We start from the raw sequence: 19,160 nt of genomic DNA, 5'->3' as shown, positions 1-19,160 counted from the left end.
TTTGTTCCCTCATTGCGGTCTGAGCCTCGCAATCATGAAGTCCTTCGAGCTTTCCACTTTGCCTTGTTGGATAGCCGCGGCGGGGTCGACATGTTTCGGGCAGACTTCCGAGCAATAGCCGACAAACGTACAGCTCCAGACGCCGTTTTGGCCGTTGAGCTGCGGCATTCGCTGCGCCTTGCCGTGGTCGCGATTGTCCAGATTGTAGCGATGCGCCAGCGTGATTGCCGCCGGGCCGATGAACTCAGGGTTGAGGCCAAACTGCGGGCAGGCGGCATAGCACAGGCCACAGTTGATGCAGCCGGAGAACTGGTGATATTTCTCCATCTGGGCCGGCGTTTGGTTGCCCGGACCTTGGCTGGCATCGCGCGAGTTGCCGATGATATAGGGCTTGATGGCTTCCAGACTTTCGATGAAATGGGTCATGTCGACCACCAAATCGCGCTCGATCGGGAAGTTGCCCAAGGCGGCAATTTGCATGCCTTCCGGGTATTCGCGCAGGAAGGTTTTACAGGCCAGCTTGGGCACCCGATTGACCATCATGCCGCACGAGCCGCAGATAGCCATGCGGCACGACCAGCGATAGGAGAGGTCGGCTGCAAGGTGATCTTTAATGTAGCCGAGGGCATCCAGCAGCGAGGTGGTTTCATCGAAAGGCACGTCATAAATCACCGGATGCGGCGCGCTGTCGGTTTCCGGGTTATAACGCATGATCTCAACCTTGCGGCTTTTCATTTCAGCCATGGGATTGCTCCTTGTCTTTTTTATCCTGAGCGTCTGACTCACCGCCGTAAACGCGCTTGGCGGGTGGCAGCGTGGTGATTTTCACATCGCCGTACTCGAGACGCGGCGCGGCGTCCGGCTGATAAAAGGCCAGCGTATGTTTGAGGAAGTTTTCGTCATCACGCTGGGTGCAGCCTTCATCAAGGCGCTGGTGCGCCCCGCGCGACTCTTTGCGGTGGAAAGCCGAGTGCGCCATACATTCCGCCACGTCCAAGCCATAGCCCAGCTCCAGAGTGTAGAGCAGGTCGGTGTTGAACACGCTTGAGGTGTCTTTGATTTTTATCCGTTTGTAGCGCTGTTTTAACTCGGCCAGCTTATCGATGGTTTTCTGCATTAACTCCGGCGTGCGGTAGATGCCGCAGCCTTCTTCCATCGACATGCCCATTTCGTCGCGGATCGTCGCCCAGCTTTCATCGCCTTCCTGCGCCATCAGCGCCTGTAGGCGTTTTTCGATGTCAGCCACCTGTGCATCCAGCGCGGCGCTGTTGGCGATAGAAACGGACTCCGTGGCGCGCAGCGCGGCTTGTTCTCCCGCCATGCGGCCAAATACCACCAGTTCCGCCAGAGAGTTAGAGCCGAGGCGATTGGCGCCGTGCAGGCCGACCGACGAGCATTCGCCGACGGCAAACAGCCCTTTGATGCGGGTTTCGCACTGGGCGTTGGTTTCAATGCCGCCCATGGTGTAGTGCGCGGTCGGGCGAACCGGGATGGGTTCGTTGATCGGGTCGACGCCGACATAGGCTTTGGCTAATTCACAGATAAACGGCAGGCGTTCGCGCAGTTTTTTCTCACCCAGATGGCGCAGGTCGAGATAAACCACGTCACCGCGCGGCGTGGACTCAGTTCTTCCTGCTCGCCATTCATGCCAGAAGGCCTGAGACACCTTGTCGCGCGGGCCGAGTTCCATATATTTGTTCTTCGGCTCGCCGAGTGGCGTTTCCGGCCCCATGCCGTAGTCCTGCAAGTAGCGGTAGCCCTCTTTGTTGATAAGAATGCCGCCTTCGCCGCGACAGCCTTCGGTCATCAAAATGCCGGAGCCGGGCAGGCCGGTCGGGTGATACTGCACAAACTCCATGTCGCGCAGCGGGATGCCGTGGCGTAGCGCCATGCCCATGCCGTCGCCGGTCACAATGCCGCCGTTGGTATTATAGCGGTATAGGCGGCCCGCGCCGCCGGTGGCCATCACCACCGCGTTGGCGCGAATTTGCACCTTTTGGCCTTCCATCATATTGATAGCGACCACGCCGTGTACCCGGCCATCGTCGACCAAGATGTCGAGGACGAAATGTTCGTCGAATCGTTTGATTTGTGGATATTTGAGGGAGGTTTGGAACAGAGTGTGGAGGATATGGAAACCGGTTTTATCAGCAGCGAACCAGGTGCGTTCTATTTTCATTCCGCCGAAGCGCCGCACGTTGATGGAGCCATCGTCTTTGCGACTCCACGGGCAGCCCCAAATTTCGAGCTGGGCCATCTCCTCTGGGCATTGGTGGACGAAATGGTCAACGACGTCTTGCTCACACAGCCAGTCACCCCCGGAAACGGTATCCTGAAAGTGATAGGCAAAGCTGTCATGATCCTGAGTTACGGCGGCGGAGCCCCCTTCGGCAGCCACTGTGTGGCTTCGCATTGGATAAACTTTCGATATCAGCGCAATGTTGAGGCTGGGATTGGCTTCTGCTGCAGCTATGGCTGCGCGTAAACCCGCGCCACCTGCACCTACTATTACAATGTCGGCGTTAAAGGTTTGCACTGCATTCCTCCACTATCATCATGTGTCAGGCGTCTTAGCCTGTTGAAAAGCCAGCATTTATGATGGCCTTGTTGACTCTGATGGCATGCAGGCTCTGGCTCAGAGCTATATATTCTTATTATTTGTGTGGGTTTAATTATACCTAAAGAGGAGTAGCTGAAATTTGATGTGAACGCTGATTTTTGGCTTTCTATAACTTCTGTTGCTGTTTTATGACACAGAATGAGATATTTGTTTGCCTCTGTGTATACGGGTAGACTGCACCCCCTTTTGAACTTCGGAGTTAAGCACCATGAGCGAAACAGCAAGCTGGCAACCCAGTGCTCCTATCGCCAATTTGTTGAAGCGCGCGGCAATCATTGCCGAGATTCGACGTTTTTTCGCTGATCGTGGCGTATTAGAAGTAGAAACCCCGGCGATGAGCCAGGCGACGGTCACGGATATTCATCTGGTGCCTTTCGAGACGCGCTTTGTTGGCCCTGGCGCGGCCGATGGCATGACGCTCTATCTGATGACCAGCCCGGAATATCACATGAAGCGCCTGCTGGCGGCGGGCAGTGGCCCGATCTATCAGATGGGCAAAAGCTTCCGCAACGAGGAAGCCGGGCGTCATCATAACCCCGAGTTCACCATGCTGGAGTGGTATCGCCCGCGCTATGACATGTATCGCCTGATGAACGAGGTTGATGACCTGTTGCAGCAGGTGCTGGACTGCGAGTCGGCTGAGACACTCTCCTATCAGCAGGCTTTCACCCGCCATTTGGACGTCGACCCGCTGTCGGCCGACAAGGCCCAACTGCGTGAAGCGGCGGCGAAACTGGATTTATCCAACATTGCCGATACCGAAGAAGACCGCGACACCTTGCTACAGCTGCTGTTCACCATGGGCGTGGAGCCGCACATTGGCCGCGACAAGCCGACCTTTGTCTATCACTTCCCGGCGACGCAGGCCTCTCTGGCTGAGATCAGCACTGAAGATCACCGCGTAGCCGAGCGTTTTGAGGTCTATTACAAAGGCGTGGAGCTGGCGAACGGTTTCCGCGAGTTGACTGACGGACGCGAGCAGCAGCAACGATTCGAGCAGGATAATCGCAAGCGCGCGGCCCGTGGCCTGCCGGTGCAGCCTATCGACCATAATCTGTTGGGCGCGTTGCAGCACGGCATGCCTGAGTGCTCTGGCGTGGCCCTGGGCGTTGACCGTTTGATCATGATTGCACTCGGCGCGGATAGCCTGAGTGAAATTTTGGCCTTCCCGGTGATGAGAGCCTAAAACGGCGATCCTTCCCGATAGGCAATAAAAAAGGCCAGCAATGCAGATTGCTGGCCTTTTTCGTGGCATCAAGACGGGCTTACAAATCGCCCGGCGAGCGTGAACTGTTGCTGGTCATCGAGTTGCCGCTCGAGGTGGTGAAAGTGGCATTACTGCCATTTTGCGCCCGACGCAACGTCTCCATCCGCACTTGGAAAGGTGGGAATGGCAGAATGATGCCGTGCTCGTGGAAGCCAGCGAGAATCAGCTGGTGGATCTCATGGCGCAGCGGCATACGGTGGGCCATTTCAGCGGCGTGCATACGCAGCTCGAAAATCTGAATCCCCTGTTGTAAATCAACCAGATAGACTTCTGGCGCTGGGTTATCCAGTACCAGCTGGCAGCGATGCGCGGCGTTGAGCAAGATCTCAGTGACTTCCGCACTGTTGGCTTCCGCCGGTGCCGGAACGGTCAGCACCACGCGGGTAACGGAGTCAGACAGCGACCAGTTGATGAACTGCTCGGTGATAAAGGCTTTGTTAGGAACGATAATCTCTTTGCGGTCCCAGTCCGCGATGGTGGTCGCACGAGTGTTGATCTTGGTGATGCTGCCCGTCAGGTTGCGAATGGTGACGGTGTCGCCGATACGGATCGGCTTCTCAAACAAGATGATCAGGCCAGAGATGAAGTTGGCGAAGATCTCTTGTAGACCAAAGCCCAAACCCACACCCAGCGCGGCGATCAACCACTGGAGCTTGGCCCACTCGATCCCGAGTAGGGAGAAGGCGCTGACGCCACCGATGATCAGCAGCACGTACTTGGTGATGGTCAGGATGGCGTAGCCAGTGCCCGGCGTGAGATCCAAGTGTTGCAGCAGCGCCAACTCGAGCAGGGCCGGTAAGTTACGCACCAACTGGGTGGTAATGATCAGCACCAGAATGGCGATCAGCACTGCGCCGAGGGTGATCGGCTGCATGCTCTCAACCCCTTGCACCACCGAGGAGACTTGCCACAGGTGGATGTTTTCCAGGAAGGAGAACGCCGAGTGGATTTCCGACCAGAGGAAGATCACCAGCACAAAGGCAATCATGGTCAGGATCGAACGCACCAGACGCAGCGACTGGGCGCTGATCGCATCCAGATCCACCACCGGCTCCTCGATCTCAATTGCCCCTTCATTGCTCGACTGCTGCGACTCTTCTTCCCCACGGGCGCGCTGGCTTAGCATCTCAGCGCGGCGCTGCTTGGCGCGTTCAAAGGCGATGCGTCGGCGCTGGATAAGCATCCAGCGGCGGATAATATGGTAAATCACCAGCAGCACGAACCAGATAGCCACCGAGGTTTCAAGCCTTGCCAGCAGCGCCTGCGCCGTCGTCAGATAGCCCAGCAGCGAGAACAGGGCGGCAAGCAGCGGCGCGCCCAGCAGCATCCACCACAGGGCATTGTTCACGGCGTTTTCGCCATTGCCTTTCTTGTCCAGATAGAGCGGGATCCCGGCGCGTTTCAGGCTATGGGTCACCAGATACAGGGCCAGACAGAGCAGAACGAAGCACAGGCGGCCAAGGGTATTGGAAAACTCGCGGTCGTTAAGATTGGTGAAGGTTATCTGCGCCATGATCAGCGGCACGATGAGCCAGATGGACATCATGTAATAACGCATTGCTCGCGACACCGCGCGCTGCGACCAGCCAAAGTGAGTGATGAACAAGCCCTGCGGGTGTGCCAAGGCGGCACTGATCATAAAGGCCCACAGGATTGGCAGGGTGGCAGTGACGCCGTCGCCAATCGCCACCGCGATGGGGTAGGGCCAGGCGCTTTGCAGGCCAAAACCCAGCGCCGCCCACAGCACCGGCAGCGGCAGGGCGACCAGAATCGACCAGAAAACGGTGCGCAGCGTCAGCGAGAAGTGGTCTTGGGTCACCTTGCCCACGCGGCTGCTGGCGCGCTCAAGGAACGCGTAGTAGTGGCGGCGCGAGCTAATACTGACGATAACCAGAATCAGCGCGGCAAACAGGGGGATCAGCGTCTCGCGGCTGGTCACCATCATCATAAAGGCGCTGCTCAGCTGGGAGAGGGTATCCAGCGACAGCAGGCGGGTCAGGTCGTGCGCCAGTTGCAGCGGGTAAGCAAAGGTAATGGGGCTGACATCGGCGACCCAGAACAAATAGCGGTGCGCGGCTTCGTGGATATCATTTAGGGCTTCGACCAACTGGCCGTTTGCCACTTTCAGCTTGGTCAGCTCAAGAATTTGTGAATCACAGCCTGACAGCAGGGAGTTGAGCAGGTCGCGCTGGGTGCGCAGCTGGGCATCCAGAATCTTCTGTTGAGCCGAGGTCAGCTTCGAACCGTCATCCTGTAGCGCCTGACTGAAGCTGGACTGCTTGTCTAACAGGTCTTCGTAGTGCAGACGCTGAACGCGCAGCTCGGCCATATCGCGGTCAAGTTGCTGAGGTTTTGGCATTTCAGGCAGCTTGGCGACCTGCGCCCGCAGCGTTTCCCCCAGCAAATTGGATTGCCCAAGCCACTGGGCCTGTTCGCGGATGGTGCTGAGTGCCTGACGCACCTGTAGCGTCTGCGTCGCCGCCTGACGCTGCTGGGATGAAATGAGGTCCATACGCTGAGCTTGCTGGTTGAGCGCCAGCGACAGCTCGCGGTTGGCCTGCAATTGCTTAGTGACGGAAGAAGGCAGCTCGCCACTCTGCTCGGCCAGCTGTTCGGTTTTCTCCAGTGCCTGCTCGGCTTCGCGCTGGCGCTGGCTGTTGAGATTGTTGCGCAGGGTTTGCAGCTGCTGGTCGAGGCGGTCATGGCGCTTTTTGTATAAATCGGCGCGCATTCTCGACAGCTCTTGGCGGTTATTGGCCGACAGCTGGGCCAGTTCTAACTCGTCCACTTTGGCTTTGCGCGCCGCTGATTCGGCTTGCAGGGCGCTAAGCTGTGCCTGAGCCAGCGACGAAGAGTTGCCGTCGCTGGTCGTGGATTGCAGACGCTGTTCAATGTCGGCCAGCGCGTTGCGGGCTTCAGATTGCTGCTGGGGAATTTGGCTTAATGAGTCGCTGATGTCCCGCGAGCGATCCTGCTCCTGCCTTAGCTGGCGCGCTTCTTCCAAAAGCTGGCTGCTGACCTGCAAAATCTGCTGGTCGAGCTGTGCCGCCGTCATATCGCTGTCGACGGGCAGGGGAGAATCACCCTGAGCTTGCAAATCCTGGCGCAGGCTCTGAGTTAATTTAGGGAAATCATCGATCACTTTCTGGTATTGGTTGGCGCGACCCGTGGAGGCCCGCGCTTCGCTCAGCCAGTTAAGGGCATTCTGTAAGGCTTCAACAACCTGCGCCTGATTGGCCATTTCCTTATTGGATTCGGCCTGCTTCAGATCTTGTTTGAGCTGATCTTCCGTCGGCGCTGCGCTAGACACTAACGGCAGGGCCAGCAATAAACTCATCAGTAACGCAGGTATCAGGCGCACTCGATATTTCCTTTTAAAATGGGGCTGAGAACGGTGTTAGATCTCTTCCGGCGGCGTGGCTGGCTTGGTGACACCGGCCTGAGCCATACCCGCTGGTTGAGGTTCTTCACTTTCTGCTACCACTTCTTGGGTCACTTCTTTTTCGACTACGGCTTCAACCATCACGTCGGCGACCGGCTCTGGCTGAGCGGCCGCTGTCAGACGCACGCCTTCGGCAAATGCGCCGCCCATGCGGGTCACGGTGCCATTGCTGAGCTGCGGCATGAAGGTGATCTTGCCCGGCGCAAACAGGTTGATCACGGTTGAACCCAGCTTGAAACGGCCCATTTCTTGGCCTTTTTCCAGCGTGATCGCCCCTTCTTCGCCCGCCGCTGGGTAAGTCCAGCGCTTGATGATGCCTTCGCGCGGAGGCGTCACGCAGCCAGCCCACACGGTTTCAATGCTGCCGACGATGGTGGCGCCGACCAGAATCTGCACCATTGGGCCGAATTCAGTTTCAAACAGGCAAATCACACGTTCGTTACGTGCAAACAAGTTTGGCACATTGGCGGCGGTGAGGGGGTTAACGGAGAACAAGTCGCCCGGCACGTAAATCATTTCACGCAGGGTACCGTCGCACGGCATATGCACGCGGTGATAGTCGCGCGGGGCCAGATAGATGGTGGCGAAGTGGCCATCTTTGAACTGCTCGGCCAACTGGTAATTGCCTGCTAGCAGAGCTTCCAGAGAGTAGAAATGGCCTTTGGCTTGGAACAGTTTGCCGTCGGTAATGGCGCCCAACTGGCTAACTGCGCCGTCGGCTGGCAGTGCCAGCATATCCAAACCACTGACGACCGGGCGCGCGCCGTCACGCAGCGGGCGAACAAAGAATTCGTTGAAAGTGGCATAGGATTTAAGGTCTGGGTTCTGGGCTTCTTTCATGTCTACTTTGTAGAAACGTGCGAAGCCCTTGATAACCCAATGAGTCAGGGTTGCAGCGCGTTTTTCTGCGCCCCAGCCAGCAAGACGGGTCAGCCCTTGTTTCGGAAGTAAGTATTGAAGTTTGATTTTGATACTGTCCAGCACGGGGAACCTCTTGGGTAATGTCATCGCGCCGATTCATTCGGCACGCAAAAAAATAGGCAGGTTGCTCAAGGTGAGCGGAGTCCGCCAGAGAGCCATAAGCCGCTAATCACGACGATGCGGCAAAGTGCCGCATCAGGTCATGGCGATAACATGTTGATGATGCGACATGTTGATGGCGCGGATTGTAACTAGGGTAAATCATGTCTTCAACACGGCAAGAAGCCGCCAGACACTCAATAGGTTGTTAATTCAACCCGTTACCCATCACAAGGCATCGAAGTTTTTACGCGTTTTTACGTCAGCCATACTTTCCAGAATACGGTGGTAGTTGTCGAAACGCTCTTCGGCAATTTCACCCTTGTCTACGGCGTCGCGAATCGCACAGCCCGGATCGCTGCCGTGTTTGCAGTCGCGGAACTTGCAGTGGCCGATATAAGGGCGGAATTCCACAAAGCCTTGGGTGATCTGCTCTGGGGCCAGATGCCACAGACCAAATTCACGCACGCCCGGGGAGTCGATAACGTCTCCGCCTTTCTGGAAGTGGTACAGGCGCGCCGCGGTAGTGGTGTGCTGACCAAGGCCTGAGTTATCAGACACTTCGTTAACCAGAATCTGTTTTTCTTCTGGCGGAAGCAGCGCGTTGAGCAGGCTGGATTTACCTACGCCCGACTGACCGGCAAAGATGCTGATTCGGTCGGTCAGCGCCGTTTCGAAGGCTGGCATGCCTTCACCCGTTTGGCTGGACACTTCAAGCACGCGGTAGTTAATCCGACGATAGATATCCATCATGCTCTGAACAAATTTACGACCTTCATCATCAAGCAGGTCAATTTTATTCAGCACAATCAATGGTTCAACTTCCACCGTTTCACAGGCGACCAGATAACGGTCGATAATGTTTAACGACAGCTCCGGCAGAATGGCGGAGACGATCACAATCTGATCGATGTTGGCAGCAATAGGTTTTACGCCGTCGTAGAAATCAGGACGGGTTAGCACCGAGGTGCGTTCATGCACGGCTTCGACGATGCCTTTAACACTGGTATTCTCGCCAGCGCGCCATACGACGCGGTCGCCAGTTACCAGAGAACGAATGGTACGGCGGATATTGCAGCGATGTTGGCTGCCGTCGGCCGCTTCAACGTCCGCATGCATCCCGAAACGGCTGATCACCACGCCGTCTTGCGGTTCGCCATGCAGGGAGTCGTCCAGCTCTTTCCGTTTGTCGGTCTGATTCAGACGACGCTGGTGGTTAGTCTGTACGCGACGTTGTTGCCCTTTAGACAGTTTTGACTTAGTCACTGCGCCTCACTTGACTGGCTTTAATCGCTCGTTGCGACCAAAACGTCTATGATACCAGCTATTTTGTATTTATTAACCGTTGCTGGCCGGCGGTTACTCGAGGCGTCTCTCATAAACTTCTGATTGTTGGTGTAACAGCACCCGCGTCAGGCAGGTAACAGGAAATAACATGGCAGGAAATGACAGCAACTTAATCTGGATCGATCTGGAAATGACCGGACTTGACCCTGAACGCGATCGCATCATTGAGATAGCAACGCTGGTCACTGACGCGAACCTGAACATTTTGGCCGAAGGTCCCGTCATGGCGGTTCACCAGTCAGATGCCCAACTGGCGCTGATGGACGAGTGGAATGTGCGCACCCACACCGGCAGTGGCCTAGTTGAACGCGTGAAAGCCAGTACCTTTGATGACAACGCCGCGCAGTTGAAGACCATTGAATTCTTGCGCCAGTGGGTGCCAGAGGGTAAATCGCCAATTTGCGGCAACAGCGTGGCGCAGGACAGACGCTTCCTGTTCAAGTACATGCCTGAGCTGGAGTCCTACTTCCACTATCGCTATCTGGATGTCAGCACGCTGAAAGAGCTGGCTCGTCGCTGGAAGCCGGAGATTCTGAGCGGATTTAAAAAGCAAAATACCCATCAGGCGCTGGATGACATCCGTGAGTCGGTGGCTGAGTTAGCCTATTACCGCGAGCACTTCATCCAGAATTAAGATTGTCTGGCTCAGCGGCGCAAATTATTTTTACTTTCGGATTAACAGAGCATTGCGAGAGGTTGGAGAGAATATTGCGCCGTTTTGCCGATTAAATCGCCGGTTTGTTGTTTTAATCGGCACTTAAACAAAAAACGCGATTTTTTGCTTTCAGGGGCTTGCGAGGGAAAGGATTTCTCGTATAATGCGCACCCCGTACCGATGAAGAATTTCGTTGAGTGCGCAGAGCGGGAATAGCTCAGTTGGTAGAGCACGACCTTGCCAAGGTCGGGGTCGCGAGTTCGAGTCTCGTTTCCCGCTCCAAATTTTAAGTTTCAGATTTACCTAGTAAAAGCACCACCATGTGACGCGGGAATAGCTCAGTTGGTAGAGCACGACCTTGCCAAGGTCGGGGTCGCGAGTTCGAGTCTCGTTTCCCGCTCCAAAAAGTTTCATCTCTCAGAAGTAACGCTGTGGTTTTCCAACAAACCAGTTAACAGCGCGATACGTCAAGTATCTCAATGCGGGAATAGCTCAGTTGGTAGAGCACGACCTTGCCAAGGTCGGGGTCGCGAGTTCGAGTCTCGTTTCCCGCTCCAAATTATCCACTTCATATCTAAGCCAGACACCACGCCACTTACAGGCGCGTTACGTCATCACTTTACATCCTTTGTAGTAACTTCTTTAACAGACTTATCCACAGATTTCGTTTGGTTTTCGCACAGTGCGTTTTTCCATCGCTATTTCTTGTTAAAAAATAACTGTTTGATTTTTAACAAAATAAATATATGAGTAAACGTTATGACGATCACTTGCTCTTTTTTTTGCACTTGATTGGCAAAGCATTTTTATTTTTATGCACAGATAAAAACTTCACAATATTACAATTCAAATCCCGCCTTATGCGTCGCGCGGTAAGCCTTTTTCCACCGCCCGAATCAGACGTTTCTTCTGCGAAGATTGCACCTCGACTTGGTTTTCACTCCGTTTTTGCAGCTGCTGCGCGATAGCCCACTCAATGTGCTCATCAAGCAGGCTATTTTCCCCTTGGCGAGATTGCAGGGCCAAAAGCACATTTTCTGCATAAGGCGCATTGCCCAGTGCCACTGAAATGTTGCGTAGCCAACGCAGATGGCCAATGCGCCGGATCGGCGAACCTTCGGTGATGCGCAGAAACTTCTCTTCATTCCAGCCGAACAGGGCGATCAGCTCCGGCGCGTGCAGCGCGGCGCGCGGGCTAAAGTCATCTTCATCAGTCAGTTGCGAGTAGCGACTCCATGGGCAAATCAGCTGGCAGTCATCACAGCCGTAGATGCGATTACCCATCAGGGGGCGAAATTCCTCCGGAATGGCACCTTCTAGCTCGATGGTGAGGTAGGAAATGCAGCGGCGGGCGTCCACGGTGTAGGGCGCGACAATCGCCTGCGTCGGGCAAATCGTCATGCAGGCCACGCAGCGCCCACACTGCTCCTCCTGCGGCTTATCCACCGGCAGCGGCAAATCAATCAGCAGTTCGCCGAGGAAGAACCACGATCCGGCTTCACGATTTAATATCAGTGAGTGCTTACCAACCCAGCCAAGCCCGGCTTTTTCCGCCAGCGGACGCTCCATGATGGGAGCAGAATCGACAAAAGGCCGAAATGAAATTTGTGTGCCATGCTGATCCGAGCCATCAATCGCCGTCGAATCAGCATGTTCCGTGCAATAGTCTTGGATTTTTTCGCCCAATTTCTTCAGGCGTTGGCGTAAAACCTTGTGATAGTCGCGCCCCAAGGCGTAGCGGCTGACATAGCCCAGCTCGGGGTTATTCAAGGTTTTGGCGAAGGCGGCTTTGGCGGGCAGATAGTTCATGCGCACGCTGATCACCCGCAAGGTGTCGGGCAAAAGCTCGTGCGGACGGGCGCGCAGCATGCCGTGGCGAGCCATCCAATCCATTTCACCGTGGTATTGTTTATCCAACCACGCTTGTAATTTCGGTTCTTCAGCCGATAAATCGGTATCGCAAATACCGACCTGCTGGAAGCCTAGAGATTGGCCCCACTGCTTGATAAGTTGGGACAGCTGAATGAGATCGAGAGGGAGTGTCATGACTAACCAAAGTGAAAAACGTAACGCGGCGAGTTTACCACATTCTGTCTTTTCCGCAGACTGGCTGCGGCAGGCCGAGTCTCAGGCTGCGCGGGAAACCGGTATCTCTTTGTTTACACTGATGCAACGCGCGGCGTCGGCGGCTTTTTCTCTGGCTCGCGCCGAGTTTCCTGCTGCCAGACACTGGCTGGTGCTGTGTGGGCATGGCAACAACGGCGGGGATGGCTATGAGATCGCCCGGCTTGCCAAGGCGGCGGGTTTACAGGTGACGCTGCTGGCGGTGGACGGCAAAAAGCCGCTGCCTGAAGAAGCTCAGATGGCGCAACAAGGTTGGCAGAAGGCGGGCGGGCACACGCTGAGTGCTGAAGCCAGTTGGCCAGAAGATATTGATTTGATTATTGATGGCCTGCTGGGGACCGGGCTGTCGTCTGCCCCGCGCGCGCCCTATGACGGATTAATCGCCGCTATTAATCAGCACCCTGCGCCGGTGCTGGCGCTGGATATTCCCTCTGGCCTGAACGCCGCCACCGGCGCGGCAGAAGGGGACGTGGTGAATGCCGAGGTGACGATTAGCTTTATCGCCCTGAAGCCGGGCTTATTGACCGGCAAGGCGCGGGACCACGTTGGTAAGCTGCACTGTGACCCCCTCGGGCTGGAAAGCTGGCTGGGCGGCCATCCGCCGGTATTGCAGCGGCTCGACGCAAGCCAGCTTGCTGACTGGTTGCACCCTCGACGCCCTTGTTCGCACAAAGGCGATCACGGCCATTTGCTGGTGGTCGGCGGCGATATTGGCTTTGCCGGGGCCATAAGAATGGCTGCCGAAGCCGCGCTGCGCGCAGGCGCTGGCATGGTGCGAGTACTCACTCACAAACAGCATCTTGGCCCCTTGCTTACCGCCCGACCAGAGCTGATGGTGCAGGAGCTGAATGAAAAATCGCTGGCCGAAGGTCTGGAGTGGGCCGACGTGGTGGTGCTCGGGCCGGGGTTGGGGCAGAACAGCTGGGGCAAAAATGCCTTCAAACAAGTGACGGAAAGCCAAAAAACCGCCTTGTTCGATGCCGATGCGCTTAACTTACTGGCAATCACACCGCAGAAACGGCAAAATCGCGTGTTGACGCCTCATCCCGGCGAAGCCAGCCGTTTGCTCGGATGTTCAGTGAAAGAGATTGAAAGTGACCGCTTACTTGCTGCGCGTAAATTGTCAGAACGCTATGGCGGCGTTGTGGTCTTAAAAGGCGCGGGCAGTTTGATTTCCCAAGACGGCGGGCCATTGGCCTTGGCCGATGTCGGTAACGCGGGTATGGCGACCGGCGGGATGGGTGACGTGCTCTCCGGCATTATTGGCGGCCTGCTGGCACAAAAACTTTCTCTGTATACGGCAACCTGCGCGGGCACGGTGGTTCACGGTGCCGCCGCCGACAGACTGGCCCTTTCGCAAGGAACGCGCGGTATGCTGGCGACAGATCTTTTAACGGTAATTGCCCCGTTAGTTAATCCTGACTTAAAAAAATAGATATTACCTAATGAATCAATTATTTATCTCTCTGCCGGACGAAGCGGCGACGCTGAAATTAGGTGCTACCCTTGCCAATGCGTGCAAGGGTTCCACGGTTATTCACCTGTTTGGTGATTTAGGTGCCGGGAAAACCACCTTTAGCCGGGGGTTCCTGCAAGCCCTTGGTCATCATGGAAATGTTAAAAGCCCAACCTATACTTTGGTGGAGCCTTATCAGCTTGAGCCGATTGCGGTCTACCATTTTGACTTGTATCGTCTGGCTGACCCGGAAGAACTCGAGTTTATGGGGATCCGCGATTACTTCGCGCAAGACGCAATTTGTTTGGTCGAGTGGCCGCAGCAGGGCGCTGGCGTTTTACCTGCCCCAGACATTGAATTAACCCTTGAATATCAGGGTGATCAGCGCAAAGCAACGATTAACGCAGTATCTGATTTAGGTCTGAGTTTATTGCATCTGGTACAACAGCAAGGATGAGCACGCGATGACTCAGAGCCTCAAAACATGCTTCCTCAGGACAACGCTTTTTTTAGCGTCGTTAGCGCTTTTTGCTACCGTTTCCCTTTCGCCAGCCTTGGCCGCTGGCATGAAAAACATCAATGTGTCCAATGGGTCAACCCAATCGACCATTACCATCACCTTTGACGGTAAGCCTGATTACGCTTTTTTCCCACTACATAATCCAGAACGCGTGGTGATAGACGTTAAGCAAAGCGGCGTCATGAGAGGTCTGCCGCTGAATTTTAATGGGCAGAATCTGGTGAAGCGCGTGCGTTCGAGCAATGCACAGGACGCCCAGAGCCAGCGTTTAGTGTTTGAATTAACGCAAAAAGTTCGCACTAACGCCGTTACCCAGCAGAATCAGGTGGTGTTCACCATGACGGCGGCGGGAACGCCAACCAAGCGCGCGGCGCCTATTGATACTGTGACCTCGACGCCTTCGCCAAACAGAGCGCCAGCTCCGGCTCCGGCGAACAATAATGGCTCTAATCCGTTCGACGGCAACAAGCTGACGGCAGTCACCAGCGGCCCGGCATCTGATAATACGCCGACCCCGCGCACGCGCGGCACCACCAGTGATAATCAGGTGATTGTGGCGATTGACGCCGGTCACGGCGGCCAAGATCCAGGCGCCATCGGCAGCAATGGCCTGAAAGAGAAAAACGTCACTATTGCCATTGCGCGCAAGCTTGAAGCCAAGCTCAATGCCGACCCGATGTTCAAACCGGCAATGACCCGCGATGGCGACTACTTCATTTCTGTCATGGGCCGTTCGGACGTGGCGCGTAAAAAAGGCGCTAACGTGCTGGTTTCTATTCACGCGGACGCCGCGCCGAACCGCAGCGCGACAGGGGCATCCGTCTGGGTGCTGTCTAACCGCCGCGCTAATAGCGAAATGGGTAACTGGCTGGAACAGCACGAGAAGCAGTCCGAGCTGTTAGGCGGCGCGGGTGACATGCTGGCAAATACGGCGGCTGACCCTTACTTAAGCCAAGCAGTGCTGGATTTACAGTTCGGCCATTCGCAACGCGTGGGTTATGACGTCGCCTCTAAAGTCTTGCTTCAGCTGCGCCACGTCGGCAAGTTGCACAAAGCCAAGCCAGAGCACGCCAGCCTTGGCGTATTGCGCTCGCCGGATATTCCTTCCCTGCTGGTAGAAACCGGCTTTATCAGTAATGCGAATGAGGAGCGGCTGCTTGGAAGCAGCGCGTATCAGGATAAAATTGCTCAGGCCATCTATTCCGGCCTGCGTAATTACTTCCTGTCGCATCCGTTGCAATCCGGCCCAAAGGTCGAAAACCGACCGTTGCTGGCCTCAGCAACGGCGGTTGATTCAGGCAACAGGGCTGCTAACAGCTCGATGAGCCAGCCTGGCCCGGTTGAAGCCACGGCGGCATCGGCCGGGGCAACGCAGATTCACCAGGTTAAGCGCGGCGAAACCTTAACGGGCATCGCCAATCGCTACGGCACCACGCCGAAAGCCTTGAGTGATATGAACAAATTGAAGAAAGACGGTGTTTGGGTCGGGCAGCGGCTGAAAGTGCCTGCCGGCACCAGGGCGGTTTCGCCAAACAGTACCAAAACCGCTGCCGTTAAGAAAAAAGCGGCAAAGCATAAAGTGACTCGCGGCGATACGCTATCCGCTATAGCATCCAAGTACGGTGTCAGCATGAATGACATCAAAACGGCGAATCACATGAAGTCCGGCGAAGTTCAGCTTGGCCAAACATTAACTATTCCGCAGTCATAACCCGGCCATGCGTCACGGGTTGTAACGTCGCTTACAGGAGCTGCCATGCCGATTCAGGTTCTGCCGCCGCAGTTAGCTAACCAGATTGCGGCTGGTGAGGTTGTCGAAAGACCGGCTTCGGTAGTGAAAGAGCTTGTCGAGAACAGTCTGGACGCGGGCGCTACGCGAATCGATATTGATATCGATCGCGGCGGTGCCAAGCTCATCCGCATTCGCGACAACGGCTGCGGCATTGGTAAAGATGAGTTGGCGCTGGCGTTGGCGCGCCACGCCACCAGTAAAATTAGCTGTCTGGATGACCTCGAAGCCATCATTAGTTTAGGTTTTCGCGGCGAAGCATTGGCCAGTATTAGCTCGGTATCGCGCCTGATGCTCACCTCGCGTACGGCGGCGCAGCCAGAAGCCTGGCAGGCCTATGCCGAAGGGCGCGATATGGCGGTGACGGTAAAACCTGCCGCGCACCCTCAAGGCTCGACGGTCGAAGTGCTCGATCTGTTTTACAACACGCCCGCCCGACGCAAGTTCATGCGCACCGAAAAAACCGAATTCACCCATATTGATGAAGTGGTGCGCCGCATCGCGCTGGCGCGTTTCGACGTCGCCATAAACCTGAGCCACAACGGCAAGCTGATTCGTCAATATCGCGCCGTGACAGACCCGGCGCAATCTTCACGCCGTCTGGCAAGCATCTGCTCGCAGACCTTTGTCCAACACGCGCTGGAAGTGAAATGGGAACACGGCGATTTAGGCATTCGCGGCTGGGTTGCCGATCCGGCGGGCTCTCGCAGCCTGACTGACATGCAATATTGTTATGTGAATAACCGCATGATGAAGGATCGCCTGATAAATCACGCGATCCGTCAGGCGTATCAGGATCAGTTGAAAGACGATCAGCAGCCCGCTTACGTGCTCTATCTGGATGTCGATCCTCATCAGGTGGACGTCAACGTTCACCCCGCCAAGCATGAAGTACGTTTCCACCAGTCGCGTCTGGTACATGACTTTATCTATCAGGCTGTGATGACGGTATTGCAGCAGGCGGCCAAGCCAGAATTAGTCGCCCAGCCGAACGTAGACGAAGACGGCGTGGAAGATGAACTGCCGCGCTGGCAGCCGGAGAACCGGCAGGCGGCGGGGGGCAATCACTTCTCACAGCCAGCCGCCAAGCGTGATGCTGCGCCAAAAGCGCCTCGGGAGAATGTGTTCCCGGCCACGTCGCGAGTCAGCCAGCCGCGCGAGCAGCTATTTAAAGAAGACAAACCGACTTACAGTCCGCCACAGGGCGAGGTGTACCAGCGTTTGTTGCAAACCACCGCCGAAGCCTTACACGCCAACGAACCTGCGCCAGCGGCTCAGCCTAAAGTGTCGCATAATCAGCCCGCCGAGCCTGCACTGGAGTCCCATAGCCAAAGCTTTGGGCGCGTGCTGACCGTCTGCGCGCCGGAATACGCCCTGCTCGAACGGGGCAAGCAGTTGGCATTGTTATCACTGCCGGTTGCTGAACGCTGGTTGAAAAGGGCACAGCTGACGCCGACGGAAGAGGGCTTACGCCCACAACCACTGCTTATCCCCTTGAAGCTGCAAATAAATAAAGAAGAGAGCGCCACCCTTGCTCGCTATCAGGCCCTGCTGCAGAAATTCGGCATAGAGATGGGGGTTGATCACCAGCGTGTGACCTTGCGCGCGGTACCTTTACCTTTACGCCAACAAAATTTACAAAAGTTGATACCTGACCTGTTAGGCTACCTTGCTGTTCAGCAGGAGGCGACTTCTGATGCGGTAGCCATGTGGTTTGCCCGCCATATTGGTAGCGATCATGAAGTCTGGACCATTGCTCAGGCCATACAATTACTCACGGATGTCGAGCGACTTTGCCCCCAATTGGTGAAATCACCTCCGTCCGGTCTCCTGCAACCTGTTGATTTACAGCCCGCCCTGGCGGCTTTTAAGCATGACTGACTTGAATATACATTCTGCACCCCCAGCTATCTTTATTATGGGGCCAACGGCTTCCGGCAAAACAGCGCTCGCGATGTCTTTACTCGAGCATCTTCCCGTCGAACTTATCAGCGTGGATTCCGCACTGATTTACCGGGGAATGGATGTCGGCACCGCGAAACCGACGGCGGAAGAACTGAGTCACGCGCCGCATCGATTAATCGATATTCTCGACCCGAGTGAAGCCTATTCTGCTGCTGACTTCCGCGCAGACGCTTTGCGCGAAATGGCCGAGATCACCGCGCGTAACAAAATTCCGCTGTTAGTGGGCGGGACCATGATGTATTTCAAAGCATTATTAGAGGGCTTATCGCCATTACCTTCGGCTGATGCTGACGTTCGCCAGCGCATTGAAGCGCAGGCGGCGGAGTCAGGTTGGGAGTCTTTGCATGCGCAGTTACGCGAGATAGATCCGGTTGCCGCTTTGCGAATTCATCCGAATGATCCACAGAGACTGTCCAGAGCACTGGAAGTTTTTTTTATTTCGGGTAAAACTTTAACCGAACTGACTAAAATTTCGGGTGAAACGCTGCCTTATCACGTGCATCAATTTGCGATTGCCCCAACGCGTCGTGAATTGTTACATGAACGTATTGAACAGCGCTTTAGTCAGATGCTATTGAATGGTTTTGAAGACGAAGTCAGAACGCTGAAAGCTCGTGGCGATTTGCATACGGATTTGCCTTCCATTCGTTGTGTGGGGTATCGCCAGATGTGGTCATATCTTTCTGGTGAAACCGACTACGATGAAATGGTTTATCGTGGTGTTTGCGCGACACGACAGCTAGCCAAACGTCAGATGACTTGGTTGCGTGGCTGGGAGGGGGTTGAATGGCTGGACACAGAAAAGCCAGACGAAGCCTTAAGCCGTGTAATTCAGGTTGTTAGTGCATAGGTTGGGTGATTGTGTACAATTGATTAGTACTCAGCGCGCAAATTTTTGATGTGTTTTATTTTCGAGCCAATAGGCTCAAAGTTACGAACAACAAACTAATAAGGA

At 55.5% G+C, this 19,160-nt stretch carries 13 protein-coding genes and 3 tRNA genes; 10 read left to right on the top strand and 6 right to left on the bottom strand.

From position 1 onward, the window contains the following. Positions 1-9: 9 nt before the first annotated feature. Positions 10-744: a succinate dehydrogenase/fumarate reductase iron-sulfur subunit gene (locus ACT3RR_RS17675; RefSeq protein ID WP_353500632.1), complete on the bottom strand. Its 735-nt coding sequence runs from the start codon at positions 742-744 to the stop codon at positions 10-12. Continuing rightward, complete coding sequence (gene frdA / locus ACT3RR_RS17670; protein WP_496200834.1) at positions 737-2,536, bottom strand: fumarate reductase (quinol) flavoprotein subunit; 1,800 nt, start codon at positions 2,534-2,536, stop codon at positions 737-739. The genes ACT3RR_RS17675 and frdA overlap by 8 nt, the downstream gene beginning before the upstream one ends. Positions 2,537-2,828: 292 nt before the next feature. On the opposite strand from frdA, the gene epmA reads away from it, so the two are divergent. Continuing rightward, on the top strand, positions 2,829-3,806 hold the full coding sequence (epmA, locus tag ACT3RR_RS17665) for an elongation factor P--(R)-beta-lysine ligase (RefSeq protein WP_353500634.1): 978 nt from the start codon (positions 2,829-2,831) through the stop codon (positions 3,804-3,806). Positions 3,807-3,885: 79 nt separating this feature from the next. Here epmA and mscM read toward each other — a convergent pair whose 3' ends face one another. The 3 genes from mscM to rsgA form a co-directional block, all read right to left on the bottom strand. Continuing rightward, entirely contained in the window at positions 3,886-7,248 is a 3,363-nt protein-coding gene (gene mscM / locus ACT3RR_RS17660; RefSeq protein ID WP_485904141.1) for a miniconductance mechanosensitive channel MscM, read from the bottom strand. A gap of 36 nt (positions 7,249-7,284) precedes the next feature. Continuing rightward, on the bottom strand, positions 7,285-8,313 hold the full coding sequence (gene asd, locus ACT3RR_RS17655) for an archaetidylserine decarboxylase (RefSeq protein ID WP_496200844.1): 1,029 nt from the start codon (positions 8,311-8,313) through the stop codon (positions 7,285-7,287). A gap of 264 nt (positions 8,314-8,577) precedes the next feature. Then, positions 8,578-9,615 carry a small ribosomal subunit biogenesis GTPase RsgA gene (gene rsgA, locus ACT3RR_RS17650; RefSeq protein ID WP_485904143.1) on the bottom strand — a complete coding sequence of 346 codons (1,038 nt, stop codon included), beginning with the start codon at positions 9,613-9,615 and terminating at the stop codon, positions 8,578-8,580. 169 nt (positions 9,616-9,784) lie between these two features. On the opposite strand from rsgA, the gene orn reads away from it, so the two are divergent. From orn to ACT3RR_RS17630, 4 genes are all read left to right on the top strand, one after another. Beyond that, positions 9,785-10,330, top strand: a complete 546-nt coding sequence (gene orn, locus ACT3RR_RS17645; protein ID WP_034795138.1) for an oligoribonuclease — start codon at positions 9,785-9,787, stop codon at positions 10,328-10,330. A gap of 227 nt (positions 10,331-10,557) precedes the next feature. Next, a tRNA-Gly gene (locus tag ACT3RR_RS17640) sits at positions 10,558-10,633 on the top strand. 45 nt (positions 10,634-10,678) lie between these two features. Continuing rightward, positions 10,679-10,754: transfer RNA gene (locus tag ACT3RR_RS17635), tRNA-Gly, on the top strand. A 78-nt stretch (positions 10,755-10,832) separates the two neighbouring features. Beyond that, a tRNA-Gly gene (locus ACT3RR_RS17630) sits at positions 10,833-10,908 on the top strand. Positions 10,909-11,209: 301 nt separating this feature from the next. Here the strand turns inward: ACT3RR_RS17630 and queG are convergent. Continuing rightward, entirely contained in the window at positions 11,210-12,397 is a 1,188-nt protein-coding gene (queG, locus tag ACT3RR_RS17625) for a tRNA epoxyqueuosine(34) reductase QueG (protein WP_496200833.1), read from the bottom strand. Between queG and nnr the strand changes: the two genes are divergently transcribed. From nnr to miaA, 5 genes are read left to right on the top strand one after another with little or no spacing between them, the layout of a single operon-like run. Next, on the top strand, positions 12,396-13,910 hold the full coding sequence (gene nnr, locus ACT3RR_RS17620) for a bifunctional ADP-dependent NAD(P)H-hydrate dehydratase/NAD(P)H-hydrate epimerase (protein WP_496200832.1): 1,515 nt from the start codon (positions 12,396-12,398) through the stop codon (positions 13,908-13,910). The genes queG and nnr overlap by 2 nt on opposite strands. A gap of 10 nt (positions 13,911-13,920) precedes the next feature. Beyond that, the gene (tsaE, locus tag ACT3RR_RS17615) at positions 13,921-14,388 is read left to right on the top strand and encodes a tRNA (adenosine(37)-N6)-threonylcarbamoyltransferase complex ATPase subunit type 1 TsaE (protein WP_353500639.1); all 468 of its coding nucleotides are present in this window, start codon (positions 13,921-13,923) and stop codon (positions 14,386-14,388) included. Between the two features lie 7 nt (positions 14,389-14,395). Further along, positions 14,396-16,162, top strand: a complete 1,767-nt coding sequence (amiB, locus tag ACT3RR_RS17610; protein ID WP_496200831.1) for an N-acetylmuramoyl-L-alanine amidase AmiB — start codon at positions 14,396-14,398, stop codon at positions 16,160-16,162. Positions 16,163-16,207: 45 nt separating this feature from the next. Continuing rightward, a complete protein-coding gene (gene mutL, locus ACT3RR_RS17605) occupies positions 16,208-18,121 on the top strand; it encodes a DNA mismatch repair endonuclease MutL (RefSeq protein WP_353500641.1) in 1,914 nt (637 codons plus the stop codon). Next, positions 18,114-19,055 carry a tRNA (adenosine(37)-N6)-dimethylallyltransferase MiaA gene (miaA, locus tag ACT3RR_RS17600; protein WP_496200830.1) on the top strand — a complete coding sequence of 314 codons (942 nt, stop codon included), beginning with the start codon at positions 18,114-18,116 and terminating at the stop codon, positions 19,053-19,055. Before mutL ends, miaA begins: the two co-directional genes overlap by 8 nt. The last annotated feature ends 105 nt before the right edge of the window (positions 19,056-19,160 follow it).

It is taken from the genome of Ewingella sp. AOP8-B2-18 (assembly GCF_052376015.1).
GTDB classification, from domain to species: Bacteria; Pseudomonadota; Gammaproteobacteria; order Enterobacterales; family Enterobacteriaceae; genus Ewingella; species Ewingella allii.
This window is presented reverse-complemented; position numbering and strand designations above follow the sequence as displayed.